This is a genomic window from Bradyrhizobium sp. Rc3b, assembly GCF_900114915.1.
Classification (GTDB): Bacteria; Pseudomonadota; Alphaproteobacteria; order Rhizobiales; family Xanthobacteraceae; genus Bradyrhizobium.
On the sequence record NZ_FOUS01000001.1, the window covers coordinates 721,114 to 739,541 of the forward strand.

Here is an 18,428-nt window from a genome sequence, read left to right on the forward strand (position 1 = left end):
AGGTCCGTGCCATGAAGCTTCCGACCGTCACCCCCGCCGATATCCGCCGCACACTGCTGCTGCGCGAAGAAATCGCGCTGCTCGATCTCCGATACGAGGCAGGTTTTGCGACCGGACATCCGCTGTTCGCAGCCAACATGGCCGTGGATCGGATCGAGGTCGAAGCCGAGGTGCGGCTGCCGCGCAAGGACGTGGCGATCGTGCTTTACGATGACGGCGAGGGGCTGGTCGAGGCCGGCGCCGAACGTCTCGCCGCGCTCGGCTACACCCATATCAGCGCGCTCGATGGCGGCCTGAAGGCCTGGCGCGAGGCGGGCTATCAGGTGTTCGAAGACGTCAACTCCTATTCGAAGGCGTTCGGCGAGCTGGTCGAAGCGCGGCGGCACACGCCGTCGTTCAGCGCCGACGAGGTGGCAAAGCTCATCGCGGACAAGGCCAACATCGCCATCCTCGACGTCCGCCGTTTCGACGAATATGCCACCATGAACATTCCGGGCTCGATCAGCGTGCCCGGCGCGGAGCTGGTGCTGCGGGCGGGGCAGGCCGCGCCCGACCCTGAAACCACCATCATCGTCAATTGCGCCGGCCGCACCCGCTCGATCATCGGCACGCAGTCGCTGATCAATGCCGGCGTGCCCAACAAGGTGCGGGCGCTGCGCAACGGCACCATCGGCTGGACGCTGGCGCGGCACACGCTCGACCACGGCGCCGACAGGCGTGGCGCGATCGGCTCGTTCGAGAGCGGCCCGGCCAATGCGCGCGACGTCGCCTATCGCGCCGGTGTTCGCCATATCGGCGCAAGCGAGATGGCCGCGCTCGTCGCGCGGACCGATCGCACGCTCTACCGTTTCGACGTGCGCGATGCCGAGGAATATGCGGGAGGCCATCTCCCGGGTTTTCGCCATTATCCCGGCGGCCAGCTCGTCCAGGAGACCGACATGGCCGCGCCCGTGCGTGGTGCGCGCATTCTCCTGAGCGATGACAAGGGTGTCCGTGCCGACATGACCGCATCATGGCTCGCCCAATTGGGCTGGGAGGTCTATGTGCTGAAAGGGGGCTATGACGCCGCGCTCGAAATCGGCCCGCCGCGCGTGCTGCCCAAGCCCGATCCGGCCCACCGTTACCGCCGCCCCTATGAAGGCACTGACGTTGCCGAGCGCGCGATGCAGGCCTATCTCGATTGGGAATATGGGCTGGTCGAGCAACTCCGCCGCGACGGCACGCACGGGTTTTTTGTGATTTGACCTTGAACGGGTGGATTATCCGTCACCCTGAGGTGGCCGCTTCTTAGCGGCCCTCGAAGGGCGACGGCCCAACCTCTCCGCGCGGCTGCATCGGGGCCGTGCATTCTTCGAGGCTCGCCCAGCGGTGCATTCGCACCGCAGGGCTCACGCCTCAGGATGACGGAGTGGCTGATGCGAGCATGATGGGCCACCCGCCATTTTCTCCCCGTATCCGACCCCTATTGTGCCGCGCACCGTCCGCGGTCTATGAGCTGCGACAAAGCTCATCATCTATGGAGATACCATGCCAGCCCCAGGCCAAAGCCCTGAGCGGAGTGCCAAGGCGCTGCTGCTCGAAGGCGTCAATGACAGCGCTGTCGACCTTTTCAAGAGCGCGGGCTTCACCAATGTCGAGCGGCTGACCAAGGCGCTGGACGGCGAGGATCTGCGGCGCGCGCTCAAAGGCGTGTCGCTGCTCGGCATCCGCTCGCGCACCCAGATCACCGATGACGTGCTCGCGGCCGCCGACCAGCTTCTCGCGGTCGGCTGCTTCAGCGTCGGCACCAACCAAGTGGATCTCATGGCGGCGCGCAAGCGCGGCATTCCCGTCTTCAACGCGCCGTTCTCCAACACGCGCAGCGTCGCCGAGCTCGTGATAGGCGAGATCGTGATGCTGCTGAGGCGCATCTTCCCGCGCTCGGTGTCGGCCCATGACGGCGGCTGGGACAAGTCCGCGACCGGCAGCCGCGAGGTGCGCGGTCGCACGCTCGGCATCGTCGGCTACGGCAATATCGGCTCGCAGCTGTCGACGCTCGCCGAAGCCATCGGCATGCGCGTGATCTATTTCGATCGCACCGACAAGCTCCGCCACGGCAACACCGAGCCGGTCGAGAGGCTCGAAGAGCTGCTCGCGCAGAGCGACGTCGTCAGCCTGCACGTGCCGGAGACGCCGGAGACCGCGGGCATGATCGGCGAGAAGGAGCTGCGGGCGATGAAGCCTGGCTCGTTCCTGATCAACAACAGCCGCGGCACCGTGGTCGATCTCGACGCGCTCGCGCGCTCTTTGCGCGACGGCCATCTTGCCGGCGCGGCCGTCGACGTGTTTCCGGTCGAGCCGTCGTCGAATTCCGATCGCTTCAAGAGCCCCATTCAGGGCCTCGAGAACGTCATCCTCACCCCCCATATCGGCGGCTCGACCGAGGAGGCGCAGGAGCGCATCGGCGGCGAGGTCGCGCGCAAGCTGGTCGACTATTTCATCACGGGCTCGACCATGGGCGCGGTGAATTTCCCGGAAGTGCAGCTGCATTTGCGCCCCTCCGGCGCGCGCTTCAGCCATGTCCATCGCAACGTCCCCGGCATGTTGCGCCGGCTCAACGAGGTCTTCCTCCAGCGCGACATCAACATCGCCGCGCAATATCTGGAGACATCAGGCGATCTCGGTTACGTCGTGCTCGATGCCGATCTCGGCGGGCAGGATTCCGCGGCGTTGCTCCAGCAGATCCGCGCCCTCGACGGCACGGTCGGCGCGCGGCTGGTGTTCGAGCACTAAAGCGTGATCCGGAGAAGCGCGCAGCGGTTTTCCGAAAAGATCATGCTTAAACAACGACCTAAAGCGCGATGACGATTCATCCTCATCGCATCGCGCTCTAGACGGCGCGGGGCCCACGTTCCGGTTGCATTTCTTCGCCAAGGCTCTCTACACTACGCCATCGACTTCGACGCGCACGTGACAAATCGCGTCGGATTTGAGCTTCAGTTGCGTGAGTGCCGCGATGGAACCGGACACCGTACTGATTGATCTCGCGCTTCAAGGCGGCGGTTCGCATGGCGCCTTCACCTGGGGCGTGCTCGATCGCCTGCTGGAAGAGAAGCGGCTTACGATCGCCGCGATCTCCGGGACGTCCGCGGGCGCGATGAACGCAGCGGTGCTGGCGGATGGGTGGACGGCCGGTGGCGCCGAGGGTGCGCGTGACGCGCTCGAACGATACTGGCGCCGCGTTTCCAAAGCGGCGGCCTTCAGCCCGCTCCAGCGCTCGCCGCTCGACCGGCTGATGGGGCGCTGGACGCTTGATACCTCGCCGGCCTACATCCTGACCGACCTGATGTCGCGGGTGCTCTCTCCCTACGACCTCAATCCGACCGGCTACAATCCGCTGCATGCGGTGCTGGCTGAGAGCATCGATTTCGAGCGCCTCGCGCGCTCGCCGATCAAGCTGTTCATCACTGCGACGCGGGTGCGCACCGGGCGAGGACGCATCTTCCGCAACGCGGAGATCACGGCTGACGTGTTGCTCGCGTCGGCCTGCCTGCCAACCATGTTCCGCGCGATCGAGATCGATGGCGAACCGTATTGGGATGGCGGCTATGCCGGCAACCCGACCATCACACCGCTCATTCGCGAAAGCGACGCGCACGACACCATCCTGGTGCAGATCAATCCGACTGAAAAGCCGGAAGAGCCGCGGACGGCTGCGGAGATACTCAATCGGCTGAACGAGATTTCGTTCAACTCGCCGTTGATGAAGGAGTTGCGTATGATCGCGTTGCTGCGTCAGGCGGCCGACCCGGGAAGCGGCGAGGGCGCGCGCTGGGCGAAGATGCGGACCCACCGCGTCAAGAGCGACATGCTGGCGAAGTTCGGCGCCTCGTCCAAGCTCAACGCCGAATGGGAGTTCGTCTCGATGCTGCACGGCGAAGGACGTCGGGCGGCCGAAACGTTCCTCGACGAGCACGGCCCGGATATCGGTCGGCGCTCGACCGCCGATCTCGACATCCTGCTGTCGGAGTGCTGAGAGGTGGGGCTTCTCGGCATTCTCGTCGGGCTTGGCCTTCTCGTCCTATTCGCCTTTCGCGGCTGGAGCGTCCTCCTGCTGGCGCCGTTCGCCGCGCTCGTCGCGGCGCTGTTCGGCGGCGAGCCGCTGCTTGCGAACCTGACGCAGATCTTCATGGTGAATGCTGCTGCATTCCTGGCGCAGTTCTTCCCGATCTTTCTGCTTGGCGCCGTATTCGGGAAACTGATGGACGACAGCGGGGCGGTCACCTCGGTTGCCGCCTTCATGGCGAGACGTCTCGGCCAGCGCCGCGTGATCCTGGCGGTCGTGCTCGCCGGTGCGATGGTCACCTATGGCGGCGTCAGCCTGTTCGTTGCGTTCTTCGTGATCGTCCCCATGGCCCGCTCGCTGTTTCGTGCCGCCGCGATTCCGCGGCGATTGATTCCGGCCGCGATCGTGCTGGGCACATCCACCTTCACGATGTCGGCCTTGCCGGGCACGCCATCGATCCAGAACGCGATCCCGATGCCGTTCTTCGGCACGACGCCTTTTGCCGCGCCCGGACTCGGCATCATCGCCTCCCTGATCATGGTTGGCGCGGGATTGTGGTGGTTGCGCCGCGCCGAAGCCGCGGCTCGACGAGCGGGGGAAGGCTATGGCGAGGACATGGAGGGTGCGGCCGAACGTGCCGTCGACGACGAACTGGTCCGCGAATACGCGACCACCGCACGGGAATTCGATCCGGCCGAGATCCGGCATGGACGGCGCGGTGAAATGTCTGCTCCGGTGGTGAGTGCCCTCCTGCCGCTGGCCGTCGTCGTTGCTGTCAATCTCGTGATGTCGCTGCTGGTGCTGCCGCGGCTCGATGTCTCGTATCTGAGCGAGCAGCGCTTCGGCGGTACATCGTTGGCGGCGGTCGCTGGTGTGTGGTCGGTCAGCACCGCGCTGGGTGCCGCCATCGTCACGACCATCTTCCTCAATTGGGCCCGGCTTCCCTCTCTGCGGCAGACCATGGACGCCGGTGCCAATGCATCGGTTCTGCCGGCGCTCAGCGTCGCCAGCCTCGTCGGATTCGGCGCGGTCATCGCGGCGCTACCGGCTTTCGAAACGGTGCGCGACTGGGTGCTTGCGATCGAAGGTGGCCCGTTGGTCTCGCTCGCGGTTGCGACCAATATTCTGGCCGCGCTGACCGGCTCGGCATCCGGCGGCTTGACGATCGCGCTCGACGCGCTCGGCCAGACCTATGTCGAGATCGCCGCGCGCAACGGCATCGACCTTGCGCTGATGCATCGCGTCGCGGTGATCGGTTCGGGGACGCTGGACATCCTGCCGCACAACGGTGCGGTGGTCAGCCTGCTCGCGATCTGCGGCCTGACCCATCGCGACAGCTATCTCGACATTGTGATGGTGGGCATCGTGACGTCGCTATTGGCGCTGGTGGCCGTGATCGCCTTAGGGAGTGCGCTCGGATCATTCTGATGGCGGCTCGGCGTGAGCGATTGACGGGAGGACGAAGGTTGCATTGAATGCGGCCAGCCGTCGACGCAACAAATCGAGAAAGCCGGGTGGAAACGATGACGCGAAAGAGAGCGAAGCTGTGTGCGTTGCTTGTAAGCGCGGTGGCGACACTGGGGACGGGCACGGCGTCGGCGGCAACGCTGGCGGAAGACGCCGATGCGGTCTGCAAGGGTCTCGTCGGCGGGGCCGATGCCGTGAAGATCGACTCTGCAACCTTGCAGGCGCCCTCGCCGATCGCCGTTGCCGAACGCGGACCGACGCCGTCAGGGCGCGTCACGCCGGCCAATCCGGCCTTCTGCAAGGTGCTCGGCCATATCGACCCTGTCGATCCCAAGGCGCCGCCGATCAGATTCCAGGTTAACCTTCCCGTCGAATGGAACGGCCGCTCGCTGCAATATGGCGGCGGCGGTTTCAATGGTGTGCTGATCACCGGCCTTGCGCTGCCGCCGGCCTATCCCTTCGACAAGCCGTCGCCGCTGGCGCGCGGCTTCGTCACCTATGGCACCGACTCGGGTCACGAGACCAAGCAAGGCGAGCCGCCACAGGTCTTCGCGCTCAACGACGAAGCCTTCGAGAATTTTGCTCACCGCGCCTACAAGAAGGTGCGCGATGTGGCCGTTGGGCTGATGGAGCGCGCCTACGGCAAGAGACCTGAGAAGCTGTACTTTATGGGTTCGTCCGAGGGCGGCCGTGAAGGCCTGACCATGGCGCAGCGCTACCCGGATGACTTCGATGGGATCTTCGCACGCGTGCCCGTGATCAACTGGGTCGGCCTGCAGCATGCCGGCACGCGTTCGGGCCTCGTCACCATGGGCGCGGGCTGGATCAATCCGGCGCAGGTGAAGCTCGTCGGCGATGCCGTGCGGGCGGCTTGCGACAAGGCCGATGGCTCCGACGATGCGCTGGTGCAGGATCCCGTCGCCTGCAAGGCGGCCTTCAAGGTCGAGACGCTGCGCTGTGAGGCCGGAAAGAGCGGCGATCAGTGCCTGACCGATGCACAGATCAAGGCGATCGATACCCTGCACGGGACCTACAAATTCCCGTTCGCGCTCGCCAACGGTCTCGACGATTATCCCGGCTGGGGCGTGTCGGGTGAGGATACGCCGGCGATCGGCCCGACCGGCGGCTGGGTGGCGTGGTGGCTCGGCACCGCGCCGCCGGCGCAGCCGCCTGCGCCCAACAACGGCATCGCCTGGATCTATGGCGCCGGCGGCATTCAATATGTCTTTGCGCGCGATCCCAAGCTCGATGTCACCAGCTACAAGGTTGAGGAGCACAAGGCGCGGCTGCTCGAGGTTTCGAAGCTGATGGATTCGACCGATCCCGATCTCAGCCGCTTCCACGCCCGCGGCGGCCGTCTGATCATGCTCGAGCACATGGCCGACTACGCGCAGAGCCCCTATGCCGGCATCCGTTATTTCGAGAGCGTCGAGCGCAAGCTCGGCAAGACCGAGACGGCGGAGTTCGCGCGGCTCTACACCGCACCCGGCGTTGACCACGTCGGCTCCGGTGCGCCGGCCAATGTCGACATGCTGAGCGTGCTGGTCGACTGGGTCGAGAAAGGCAAGGCGCCCGGCGATCTCGAAGTCAGCGAGCCGAAGATCGAGGCGCCCTCATTCGCGACGCTGCGCGCGCTGCCGCTGTGCCGCTGGCCGGCCTGGCCGCACTACAAAGCGGGACCGGTAACGGAGGCGGCAAGCTTCACCTGCGCGCCGTAAGGCGGCACAGGCCGGATGGATGACCGCGAAGTCACTCCGCTGCCATCGCCTGCGCCCCGCCGAGCAGACGCGCATTGAGCCGGCCGCCAGAGAACAGCATGTCGTCGAGGGCTTCGTCGATATCGGCCGAGACGATCGACTTGCCGCCGTCGCGCGCCAAGCTGGCTTGCGCCAGCCGCCGCATCAGTTCCTTGATGAAGGCGCAACTCGTCCCCTCGCTGCGGCGGGCAGCCTCGATGACGATCGCGTCGTCGAGCGGCAATCCCTTGCCATAGAGGCGCACCAGCTTGCTGCGGCCATTTTCATCCGGGAGCGGCACTTCGATGGCCTGGTCGACGCGACCGGGGCGACCGGCCAGGGCAGCTTCCAGGTCCTGTGGCCGATTGGTGGTGAGAACGAAAAGGATGTCGGCATCCGGCTTCAATCCGTCCATCTCGTTGAGCAGCCTGTTGAGCATGGTTTCTTCGCACGGCCCCATGTTGCGGCGGTCGCGCGCGATCAGGTCGACGTCCTCGATCACCACCATCGCGGGCTGCAGCAGCCGTGCCAGGCCCATATAGGCGCTGAGAAGGCCGATCTGCCCGGCCGTGATGATCAGGGTCGTATGTCCAGGCAGATGCGTTGCGAGATAGCGGATCGTATGGGTCTTGCTTGTGCCGGGCGGTCCGTAAAGCAGGATGCCTTTGCGCGTCGATTGTCCGAGCCGCCGCAGTTGCTCGCGCGTCCCAACGAAATTCAGCACGTTGCGATCGAGCAGCCGCAGAGTCCGCTCCGGCAGGATCACCTCGTCGCGTCGAACGGTCGGTAGCCGGTGCACATTGATGCCGCGGGATTGGCCGCGGTAGTCGGAAGATTCCTCGAGCGACAGGATCTTGCCGCGATAGGTGCGCGCGGCCTGCACGGCGTCTTCGAGCGCGCCGAAGCAATGCTGCACCACGGCCGCCCCCGTGCTTCCCGCGGACACCATGATTTCGATCCGGATGCCGGGCTCGCGACGGGGGTCGCGGTCGGCGCAGAGCAGGACGGCATGGCGCACGCCGTCGTGCTCGCAGAGCCACAAGCCGTTGTCGAGGCACCGCGACGGACTGCTCTCGCCGACATCGACGTCGGAATATTGCAGCGGGGCGATCGCCACGGCGCTCCGATCGTCGCGGAGCAGGCGCGCAAACGACAGCGTTTCGTAGTGTTCCTCGGCAAGTCCGAACAAGTCGACGTGCGCTGCAAGCAGCTTGTCGAGGGCGGCTTGGACGTCCACTCGCATGTGGCCGGGAAACTGCCGGGTGGTCGTGACGAGCTTGCTGAGCGGAACGCCATGGAAGTACGCGTCCAGAACCCCGAACGCATAGGCGAGTTCGCCTTCCGTTTCGTGTTCTTGGTCTTGCTCTTCCGCTTGCTCCAGCTTCTGCGCCACGGCTCACCTTTCTGTTGCAACTAGAACGAGTTTGGAACAAATAAGGAACATGAACGCGCGAGAACGTCAAGCGCTTTGACAAAGAGACCGACAGGCGCTATTTGCTTCGCATGCGAAATAAACCGGCCGACGCGCGGCATCATCGGCTGATCTACCTGCTGAGCGTCGCGCAGCGCCGGCTGCAGCGCTGGATGGCGGCGCGGCCGGAGAACGCGGTGACGCCGGCGCAGGCAGGGCTGCTGTTCATCCTCGGCAAGCAGGATGGCGTGCTGATGGGCGAGGCGGGCGCGGCGCTCGACATGGGGCCGGCGGGCATTTCCGGCCTCGTCGACCGCACCGAGGCGGCGAAATTGATCGAGCGGCGGGCCGATCGCGAGGACGGGCGCGCCTGGCGCATCTTTCTGACGCCGAAGGGGCGCACCGCCCTGGCGCAGGCGAAAGCCGGGGCGGCCGAGGTCAACGCCGCCCTGACGGATGGATTCACGGCGGCGGAGATCGACATCGTCGCGCGCTGGCTGACGAGCATTCAGGACAAGTTTCCAAGGCCTTCAGATACAAGATCTTCAGAAACAAGACATTCAGACGAATAAAAGGAGAGAGCGATGACCGAGCACGTCCGGATCGAGAACAATGGCGGAATTCTCACCCTCACGCTGGCGCGTCCCGACAAGAAGAACGCGCTGACCGATGCGATGTACGGCAAGCTTGCTGACAGCATCGAATCCGCCGAGTTCGATCCGTCGACCCGCGTGATCCTGATCCGTGGCGAGGGCGACATGTTCACCGCCGGCAACGACGTCGGCGAATTCGCCGCGGTCGCGGCCGGCAAGTCCGAAGGCAGCCGCAACGTCGTGCGCTTCATCCAGTCGCTGGCGCGCTGCACCCGGCCGCTGGTCGCCGCCGTGCAGGGCCGCGCCGTCGGCGTCGGCACCACGATGCTGCTGCATTGCGATCTCGTCGTGCTCGCCGACAACGCGCAATTGTCGACGCCTTTCGTCAGCCTCGCATTGGTGCCGGAGGCCGCATCGAGCCTGCTGATGCCGGCGCGTATCGGCCATGCCCGCGCCTACGAGATGTTCGCGCTGGGCGAGACCGTACCGGCGAAGGCCGCGCTGGAATGGGGCCTCGCCAACCGCGTGGTGCCGCTCGACAAGCTCGATGCCGAGGCGCTCGCGCTGGCGCAGCGCCTTGCCCGCCAGCCGGCCGGTGCGCTCACGGCGACCAAGAAGCTGATGCGCAACGGCGAAGCACTGGTCGCGCAGATGCAGGCCGAAGGCGAGCAGTTCGCGCAGCGCCTGCGCACCGCCGAGGCGCGCGAGGCGTTTACGGCTTTTGCCGAGCGCCGTCCGCCGGATTTCACCAAGGTCGCGTGAGGGGACGCGGCCCGCTAGGAGGCGCGGTGCACAACCGCAGGCACTTGATTAAAGTCTTAACCAAACCTTGGCATGTCGCGATGCAAGGTGGCCGCTCGTGAAGAGTAGGCCCCCGACCCATGGCAATGTTTAAGAAATCGGTAAGCTCGCTTCTCCTGACGCTGATGGCCCTCCTTGCTGCCGGCGCGCTGGCCTCGACGGCGTTCCAGATGGCCGGGGCTTTTGGCCGCTACAGCGAAAGTCTCGAGACCGAGCGGCTTGCCGCTGCCGATAAGGCGATCTTCCAGGGCGTGCTGTCGCTGCGGACCAATCGCGGCGATGCCCAGAGTGCGTTGCTCGGCGAGGACGATCCGCGCGCCAAGCTCGAAGCGGCGGAGAAGGCCGAGCAGGTCGGCTATGAGGCCGTCGGCGCTGCGCTTTCGACCGTCGACTTCGCCCGCCGCGACGAGCTCGCCGGCACGCTGAAGCAGCGCTGGAGCGAGACCGCGCCGCAATTCCAGCTGTTCTACGACGAGGCCAAGCGTCCGCGCGCCGAGCGCAAGCTTGAGCGAACCAACTCCTGGTACGATTCCGTCACCAAGGTCATCGACACCGCGAACCTCGCCTCCACGGCGGTGTCGAACCGCGCCTGGATGAACGATCCCTATATCGCACGCATGATCCAGGTCCGCCGCTTCGCCTGGCAGGTGCGCGACCGCTATGGCATCCATTGTTCGTCGCTGCGCTCGAACGTCAACAGCAGCAAGCCGCTCGACGACGCCCAGAAGCGGTCGGTGGCGCAATGGGACGGCATCATCACCTCCGCATGGGCCGGCATGGCCGAGCTGCTGGCTGCGCCCGGTGTGTCGGCGGAGCTGGTCACGGCAGCGACGGACGCGAAGGCCAAGACCGATGGCGTCCTCAAGCAGATCAACGAGCTCACCAAAAATTTTGACGGCAGCGGCAAACCGGCGCTCCCTGCGGCAGAATGGAATACGCTCTGCCAGTCACCGTTCGCGCTCATTGTCGGCGTCGCGACCAAGGCGCTGGATCAGTCGATCGCGCGTGCCGAGGCCGTTCAGGCCAAGGCTCTCACCAACCTCATGGTACAGTCGCTCGCCTTCCTGCTCGCGCTCGCCGTGACCCTGACCGGCGTATACGTGGTGCGCAATCGCCTGATGCGCCCGGTGCGCGCCATTCTCGACGCCATCGCCCGCGTCAGCGCGCGCGACTATGCGACGCCGGTGCCGCAATCCCGGCATCCCGACGAATTCGGCACCATGGCCGCGGCGCTCGAAAGCCTGCGCGAGAGCGCGGCGACCGCCGAGCGCCTGGGCCGGGAGCGTGAATCGCAGCAGGCCTTGCAGCTGGCCCGCTCCAGTACCGTCGACGAGGCCTGCCGCAGTTTTGATGACACCGTGCAGGCGGTGATCCACAGCGTTGTGGCCTCGACGCGGGAGCTCGATGCCACCGCAACCGGCGTGCGCTCGCTGGTGTCGGAATCGAGCAGCCAGACCGCGGCGGTCTCCTCCGCCGCCGAGCAGGCCACCAACAATCTGGAGACCATCGCGGCGGCGACCGAGGAGCTCTCCGCATCGGTCGGCGAGATCTCCGCGCAGGTGCAGTCGAGCGCCCGCGAGGCTCGCGAAGCCGTGTCGCAGGCCGAGCAGACCAACGCGACGGTCGAGATCCTCGACCAGACTGCAAGCCGCATCGGCGAAGTCGTCAAGATGATCAACGCCATCGCCGGCCAGACCAACCTTCTGGCCTTGAACGCCACCATCGAAGCCGCGCGCGCCGGCGAAGCGGGCCGGGGCTTTGCCGTGGTCGCGGGCGAGGTCAAGAACCTCGCCGCACAGACGGCGACGGCGACGGAAGAGATCTCGCGTCAGGTCGAGGAGATCCAGGGCGCAACTGGCCAGGCCGTGACCGCGATCCGCGCCATCGGCGGCGCCATCAGCGGCATCGACGAGAAGATGACGGCGATTGCCGCCGCCGTCGAGCAGCAGCGCGCGGCCACCACCGAGATCTCGCGCAATTTCCAGCAGGCCGCGCAGGGTACGCGCGAAGTCACCGATACCATCGGCAGCGTCGCCAGGCTCAACCAGGAGACCGGCAACGCCGGCACGGTGTTGTCGGAATCCGTCAAGAAGATGTCAGCCGACGCCGACCGCCTCCGCGTCGCGGTCGAGGGCTTTTTGGGCGCGGTCAAGACCGCGTAGTTTCGCCTTATTCTTCCAACCTGACGTCGTGGGTTCGGCATTGCCGCCGGTCCGCGCGGCGGCTACATCTGTGCCGCCGCATCAACTATGCGGCGCCAGACGTAAGACAGATCAGGGATGGAGAGTTCGATGCCGGTCACCCCACACAAGGCCCAGCGCCCGTATCGCGGCGTGTTCCCGGTCGCGCCCACCATCTTCGACGAGCGTGGTGAGCTCGACCTCGAGGGACAGCGCCGCTGCATCGATTTCATGATCGATGCCGGCTCGAACGGCCTCTGCATCCTCGCCAATTTCTCCGAGCAGTTCGTGCTCACCGATGCCGAGCGCGAGACCGTGATGCATGCGGTGCTGGAGCATGTCGCGGGCCGGGTTCCCGTGATCGTCACCACCACGCATTTCAGCTCGGCCGTCTGCGCCGCGCGCAGCCAGCAAGCCGAAGCCGCCGGCGCCGCCATGGTGATGGTGATGCCGCCCTATCATGGCGCGACCTTCCGGGTCCCTGAGAAGGGCATCGTCGAATTCTTCAAGGTGCTCTCGGGCGCCATCACCATTCCGATCATGATCCAGGATGCGCCGGTCGCGGGCACGCCGCTGTCGGTCGACCTGCTGGCGCGGCTGGCGCGCGACTTCGCCAACATCCGTTATTTCAAGATCGAGGTGCCGGGCGCGGCCTCAAAGCTCCGCAGCCTGATCGAGGCGGGCGGCAAGGACATCGAGGGACCCTGGGACGGCGAGGAGGCGATCACGCTGCTCGCCGATCTCGATGCCGGTGCCACCGGTGCGATGACTGGCGGCGGCTATCCCGACGGTATCCGCCAGATCATCGATCCCTATTTCGCCGGCAAGCGCGAGGAAGCGAAGGCCGCCTATGAGCGTTGGTTGCCGCTGATCAATTACGAGAACCGCCAATGCGGCCTGATCGCCTGCAAGGCGATGATGCAGGCCGGCGGCGTGATCAAGTCGGACGCGGTGCGCCATCCGCTCCAGCCGCTGCATCCGGCCACGCGCGCGGGCCTGCTGGAACTCGCCAAGGAACGCGACGCGCTGGCGCTGCGGTGGGGGAAGTAACGGTACCAAACGCGTCGCTGTCGTAGGGTGGGCAAAGGCGCGGAGCGCCGTGCCCACCATCTTTACCGACGGCGACAGGTGGTGGGCACGCTCCCCTTTGCCCACCCTACGAAGTGAATATTTCAGCTGTCGTCCCGGCCTTTGCCGGAACGACCCCGAAGGGGAGTTGCGCGCTCGCCTCATCTCATCCGCCCCTTTCGCCTGACGGCGTCGAATTTGCGCGATTCGAGCCGTTTCCCGCGGCCCGGCGATGAAGTAATATACGTCGCCAACCAGGCCCCGCGGAGCATCTCGAGCCATCGTGTAACACCTCTTCATAATGCCGTTATCCCGAGCCAGGTTGGCGCGAACCGACAGATCAGGGAGGCAGTGCCATGACGATGAGGCCGGACCCCACCTTTCACGCATCGCCCAGGCTTGCGATGGAAGCACCTGCGGAGAACTTTGCCTACACGTTGCTGCTCAGTCCGGATTTTTCGAAGCCGGATGCTCTCGCGGTCATCGACGTCAAGCCGGGATCGCCGACCTACAGCCAGATCGTCCACACCGTGACGATGCCCAACAAGGGCGACGAATTTCATCACTTCGGCTGGAATGCCTGCTCCTCCGCCCTGTCGCCGCTCGCCGGACACGCCTTCATCGAGCGGCGCTATCTCATCATCCCCGGAATCCGTTCGTCGCGGATCTACATCATCGATACCAAGCCAGATCCGACCCAAGCCAAGATCCACAAGATCATCGAGCCCGAGGAAATCTTCAAGAAGACCGGCTACTCGCGTCCGCACACCATCCATTGCGGGCCGGACGGCATTTACGTGAGCACGCTGGGGGGCGGCGGGAAGGACGGCACCAACGGGCCTCCAGGCGTCTTCATCATGGATTGCGAGACGTTCGAGGTCCTCGGACGATGGGAGATCGACCGTGGCCCGCAGACGCTGCATTATGACTTCTGGTGGAATCTGCCGCGAGATTACATGGTGACGAGCGAATGGGCGCTGCCGCCGCAGTTCGAGAACGGGATCGTCCCGGAGGATCTGCTGGCGAATAAATATGGCCATCGTCTCCACTTCTGGGATCTCCGCGCCCGCCGCAATGTGCAGACCATCGACCTTGGCGCCAATCATCAGATGGCGCTGGAGGTGCGGCCTGCTCACGATCCGGTTCGCGAATACGGTTTCGTGGGCGTCGTGGTCGACACCACCAATCTCGAAGCATCGATCTGGACCTGGTGGCGCGAAGGCGGGAAATTCCATGCCGAGAAGACGGCAACGATCCCGCCCGAACCCGCACCAAAGGAGAAGCTCCCGCCGCTGCTGCAGGGATTTGGCGCCGTGCCACCGCTGGTCACCGACATCGACCTGTCGATGGATGACCGGTTTCTCTACGTCTCGTGCTGGGGCACCGGTGAAATGCGCCAGTACGACGTCAGCGATCCCAGAAAGCCGAAGCTTGCGGGCTCGGTCCACATCGGAGGCATCGCACGCCGTACAGCGCATCCGAATGGCAAGGCCTTTGCGGCCGGCCCGCAAATGGTCGAGATCAGCCGCGACGGCAGGCGCGTGTACTGGACCAATTCGCTCTATTCCACCTGGGACGACCAGTTCTATCCGGATGGGGTTCCGGGCGTGGAGGTCATGGCCAATGTCGGTCGCAACGGCGGCCTCGAGCTCGACAAGGACTATTTCGTGAGCTTCCCGGACGGCTATCGTGCGCACCAGATCAGGCTGGAGGGCGGCGATTGTTCGACGGACTCCTTTTGCTACCCGTCGGTCTAGATTGGGGGCACGCGAGCCCGGCGCTTGGCTGGCTGTGGCTCGCTCTTGTTGCGAGCGGCCTCTATCACGGAGTCAATCCTGGGATGGGATGGCCGCTCGCCGTTTCGGCCGGGCTCATGGACAAGAGCCCATCCGCACTCTTCCGGGCGTTGTGGGCCCTGTCGGCCGGGCATCTCCTGGCAACATTTCTCGTGCTGCTGCCGTTCGCGTTCCTGCTCGTGCTGGTCGAGTGGCAGCGTTCGATCCAGATTGGCGCAAGCCTCCTCGTCATCTGCTTCGGCGTCTATCGGCTGATCGCGCGGCGTCATCCCCGCGCGCTGGCCCGAATTCCGCCGACGCAATTGGCGCTCTGGTCATTTGCCGTCGCCATTGCTCACGGCGCCGCCTTGATGCTCGTGCCGATCTATCTCGGGCTCTGCCAGGCTTTCGAATTCGATGCCGGCCATGAGGCGGCCGGCGCGCTGATGAAGACGAGTCTTTTTAAGACAAGTCTCGGGATGGCGCTGCTGGTGTCCCTGGTGCACGTTGCCGCCATGGTCGGCGCCGGCGGATGTCTGGCGTGGCTGGTCTACCGCCATCTGGGATTGAAGTTCGTCTCGCGAAGCTGGTTCAATCTGGATGCAGTCTGGGCGGCCAGCCTCGTTCTGGTTGGCGCGGTGGCGCTCGGCTTGAATCTTGCGAGCTGGCGCTGAGGTCTATCGCGCCAGCGGCCACTCGTCGACGATGTGGAATCTTGCCGATGCATCATCCTGCCGAAACAGCGCGATGCGGTCGATCGCCAGCGTCTCGATCCCCAGCGCTGCAAACCGCGTCCGCAGCATATCCAGGATCGGCCCGCGGCGCTCGGCATCCAGCCGTCCCGTCAGCGTCATGTGGAAGCGGAATTCTTCCATCACGTAAGGGTAGCCCCAGCGGTCGAGATAGTCGCGCTGCCGTTCGCTCAGCTTCTCGGGTTTGCGTCGCGCGCGGTCGTCCGCCGACAGCGCGGCGCGGAAGGAATCGAAATCGCGGGCGCAATCGGCGGCGAGTTGCTGCAGCGCCTCGACCGGCTCGGCTGGAATGACGGCGATGAAGCCGCTGATGGAATCGACCACCGGCCGGATCACGGGAAGCGGCCGCGGCCTGCCGGCGAATGCGGCGCAGGCGGCCATCATCTCCGCTTCGGTCCTGCCTGATACGAGCGCCATCGGCGCCTTCAGCGTGGCGTGAAAGCCGTATTTGCGGGGATCGGCGCTGACGTCACGCCAGTCCGGCGCGACGCGCAATGCGTCGGCGGGAAAGGCCAGTTCGTTGCCGGAGTAGGCATCGTAGCCGAGCAGTTCGGCGCCGAAGCGGGAGAGGGCGCTATCACTGCCGGCGGCAAAATAGATCGCGTAGCGGGGGAAACCTGTCATCGCCTCAGCATAACCAATTTAGGCCGCGACGACAGTCTCGCGCGGCGTCGCCATAGCAGTGAGCATCCGCGTCGCATCGGTGAGATGGACAAGCTTTCCGCCCGCGATCACCGCAATCAGCCGTGGCCGCAGCGGCACGGTGTCGTCGACCAGCAGAATATCGGCGCGGCGTCCTTCCGCGAGCACGCCGCGATCGGCAAGACCGGTGGCGCGCGCCGGGCCGGCGGAGACCAGATTCCAGGCGTCCGTCAGCGGCAGCACGCCGTCGGCGGCGAGGCGGAACGCTGCGAGCAGCTGCGCAGGATAATAATAGTCCGAGGCCAGCACGGAACAGAGCCCCTTGGCGATCATGTCGGAGGCCTTGGTCCAGCCGGTGTGGCTGCCGCCGCGCACGACGTTGGGCGCGCCGTAGACGATGGCGTCGCCGTGGCTTGCCGCCGCCCGCGCCGTCTCCTCGTTGATCGGAAACTCCGCGATGTCAGCGCCGAGATCGCGAAACTCCTGGCGCATCGCCGGCGTCGCATCATCGTGCGAGAGCATCCGCACCTCGGCCGCGCGCGCCGCGGCGGCCAGACGCGCAACCGAAGCCGGCACCTCGTCGGCGCGCGAGACCACGCGTTCGACCAGCCGGTCGAATTCCTCAGCTGAAAGCCCCGTGCGCTCGACCATACGGTTGCGCTTGCGCGGCTTGGCCATGTCGGCGACGGTGCCATCCATGTGGTCGTTGAAAGCGAACAGATCGACGCGGCCCTCGGTGAGCCATTGGCTGATCTCGGCCTCGGCGTCGAGATTGTAGGTTTCGTGCCGCAGGTGGAAGCGGGTGTCGGCGGCGAATTGCGGACGCTGCCGCTCGATGGCCTCCATCAGGCCGCGCGCGTTGCCGGCGCTGCGCAGGCCCGGCTCCCACGAACAGGTTGTGGCGTGAAACACCGTGGTGATGCCGTTGCTGATCGCCTGGCGGTCACTGTCGGCGAGCGCGACGTCGATCGGGAAGTCGACGCCGGCGCGCGGCATCATCTGCCGCTCGAAGGCATCGCCATGCAGATCAACGATGCCGGGGAGCACCAGCAGGTTGCGCGCATCGATCGCCAGCCGCGCCCGGCCCCGTGAAGCATCGATCTGGGCGATGTCCTGTCCGGAGACCGCCAATGACGATTCGACGACCTCAGTGCCGATCAGGGCCCGGCCGCCTTCAAGGAAAATGTCTGTCACGCGACCGCGTTTCGTTTGCTGGTAAGGGATCTGGTCTGGGGAGTCGCCCGTGCTTCGTATGTCGCGAGAAAATCTTCAATCCCGAGCTTGCGGAAATCGGGCAGCGCTTCGCGCAATTTGTCGTGATCCCAGTCCCACCAGGCGAGCTTCGCGAGCCGTCCGGCGATCTCCTCGGAGAATCGCCGCCGCACGATGCGGGCGGGATTGCCGGCGACGATGGTGTAGGCCGGCACGTCCTTGGTGACGATGGCGCCGGCCGCGATCACCGCGCCGGTGCCGATGTTGCGGCCCGGCAGCACGATCGCGCCGTGGCCGATCCAGACGTCGTGGCCGATATGGACGTGGTGCTGCCGCCGCCAGTCGAAGAACTCGGCATCGTCGCTCTCGCCTTCGAAGTAGGCGCTGGAGCGATAGGTGAAATGCGCCTGCGTCGCGCGGTGCATCGGGTGATTGCCGGGATTGACGCGCGTCATCGCCGCGATCGAGCAGAATTTTCCGACGGTGGTGTAGGTGATCTGGGAATCGTTCACGACATAAGAGTAATCGCCCATCGCGACGTCGTGCAGGATGGTGCGCGCGCCGACCTCGGTATAGGCGCCGAGCCTGGTCTCGTGCAGCTTGGCCGAGGGGTCGACGGTCGGCTGGACCGAGAGAATCTTGGCGGCCATGTTGCATCCGATGCGCGAGGGCGGGCGTTCCTCTTCGAGCGGCTTGATGACGATGTCATGACATGGCGATGACAGGGGATGAGCTGTGTAGGATCG

15 protein-coding genes are annotated in these 18,428 nt (G+C 65.5%); 11 read left to right on the top strand and 4 right to left on the bottom strand.

Features of this window, described 5'->3' with window-relative positions:
• Positions 1-11: 11 nt before the first annotated feature.
• The 5 genes from BM190_RS03360 to BM190_RS03380 all read left to right on the top strand — a co-directional run bounded on the left by BM190_RS03360 (position 12) and on the right by BM190_RS03380 (position 7,230).
• The gene (locus tag BM190_RS03360) at positions 12-1,244 is read left to right on the top strand and encodes a rhodanese-like domain-containing protein (RefSeq protein ID WP_092251849.1); all 1,233 of its coding nucleotides are present in this window, start codon (positions 12-14) and stop codon (positions 1,242-1,244) included.
• A gap of 283 nt (positions 1,245-1,527) precedes the next feature.
• On the top strand, positions 1,528-2,772 hold the full coding sequence (serA, locus tag BM190_RS03365; RefSeq protein ID WP_092251851.1) for a phosphoglycerate dehydrogenase: 1,245 nt from the start codon (positions 1,528-1,530) through the stop codon (positions 2,770-2,772).
• Between the two features lie 223 nt (positions 2,773-2,995).
• Complete coding sequence (locus BM190_RS03370) at positions 2,996-4,015, top strand: patatin-like phospholipase family protein (RefSeq protein ID WP_026202509.1); 1,020 nt, start codon at positions 2,996-2,998, stop codon at positions 4,013-4,015.
• Between the two features lie 3 nt (positions 4,016-4,018).
• Positions 4,019-5,473, top strand: a complete 1,455-nt coding sequence (locus BM190_RS03375; protein WP_092251853.1) for a GntP family permease — start codon at positions 4,019-4,021, stop codon at positions 5,471-5,473.
• Positions 5,474-5,568: 95 nt separating this feature from the next.
• Positions 5,569-7,230: a tannase/feruloyl esterase family alpha/beta hydrolase gene (locus tag BM190_RS03380; RefSeq protein ID WP_177236876.1), complete on the top strand. Its 1,662-nt coding sequence runs from the start codon at positions 5,569-5,571 to the stop codon at positions 7,228-7,230.
• Between the two features lie 31 nt (positions 7,231-7,261).
• On the opposite strand, the gene BM190_RS03385 is transcribed toward BM190_RS03380, so the two are convergent.
• On the bottom strand, positions 7,262-8,641 hold the full coding sequence (locus BM190_RS03385; protein WP_244550573.1) for an AAA family ATPase: 1,380 nt from the start codon (positions 8,639-8,641) through the stop codon (positions 7,262-7,264).
• A gap of 110 nt (positions 8,642-8,751) precedes the next feature.
• Here BM190_RS03385 and BM190_RS03390 point away from each other — a divergent pair, with 110 nt between their 5' ends.
• The 6 genes from BM190_RS03390 (at position 8,752) to BM190_RS03415 (ending at position 15,750) form a co-directional block, all read left to right on the top strand.
• A complete protein-coding gene (locus BM190_RS03390; RefSeq protein ID WP_092251857.1) occupies positions 8,752-9,231 on the top strand; it encodes a MarR family winged helix-turn-helix transcriptional regulator in 480 nt (159 codons plus the stop codon).
• A gap of 12 nt (positions 9,232-9,243) precedes the next feature.
• Positions 9,244-10,014, top strand: coding sequence for an enoyl-CoA hydratase (locus BM190_RS03395; protein ID WP_092251859.1), 771 nt, complete (start codon positions 9,244-9,246; stop codon positions 10,012-10,014).
• Between the two features lie 119 nt (positions 10,015-10,133).
• Complete coding sequence (locus BM190_RS03400; RefSeq protein WP_092251861.1) at positions 10,134-12,215, top strand: methyl-accepting chemotaxis protein; 2,082 nt, start codon at positions 10,134-10,136, stop codon at positions 12,213-12,215.
• A 129-nt stretch (positions 12,216-12,344) separates the two neighbouring features.
• Positions 12,345-13,283: a dihydrodipicolinate synthase family protein gene (locus BM190_RS03405; protein WP_092252009.1), complete on the top strand. Its 939-nt coding sequence runs from the start codon at positions 12,345-12,347 to the stop codon at positions 13,281-13,283.
• A 374-nt stretch (positions 13,284-13,657) separates the two neighbouring features.
• Positions 13,658-15,058 (top strand): selenium-binding protein SBP56-related protein, encoded by a 1,401-nt coding sequence (locus BM190_RS03410; RefSeq protein WP_092251863.1) that lies wholly within the window; start codon positions 13,658-13,660, stop codon positions 15,056-15,058.
• A gap of 83 nt (positions 15,059-15,141) precedes the next feature.
• Positions 15,142-15,750, top strand: coding sequence for a hypothetical protein (locus BM190_RS03415; RefSeq protein WP_092251865.1), 609 nt, complete (start codon positions 15,142-15,144; stop codon positions 15,748-15,750).
• A gap of 3 nt (positions 15,751-15,753) precedes the next feature.
• Here the strand turns inward: BM190_RS03415 and BM190_RS03420 are convergent, their stop codons facing one another.
• From BM190_RS03420 to BM190_RS03430, 3 genes are read right to left on the bottom strand one after another with little or no spacing between them, the layout of a single operon-like run.
• A complete protein-coding gene (locus BM190_RS03420; protein ID WP_092251866.1) occupies positions 15,754-16,452 on the bottom strand; it encodes a DUF1045 domain-containing protein in 699 nt (232 codons plus the stop codon).
• Positions 16,453-16,470: 18 nt separating this feature from the next.
• Positions 16,471-17,664, bottom strand: coding sequence for an alpha-D-ribose 1-methylphosphonate 5-triphosphate diphosphatase (locus BM190_RS03425; RefSeq protein ID WP_092251868.1), 1,194 nt, complete (start codon positions 17,662-17,664; stop codon positions 16,471-16,473).
• Positions 17,661-18,332: a transferase hexapeptide repeat family protein gene (locus BM190_RS03430; protein WP_177236878.1), complete on the bottom strand. Its 672-nt coding sequence runs from the start codon at positions 18,330-18,332 to the stop codon at positions 17,661-17,663. Before BM190_RS03430 ends, BM190_RS03425 begins: the two co-directional genes overlap by 4 nt.
• Between the last annotated feature and the right edge of the window lie 96 nt (positions 18,333-18,428).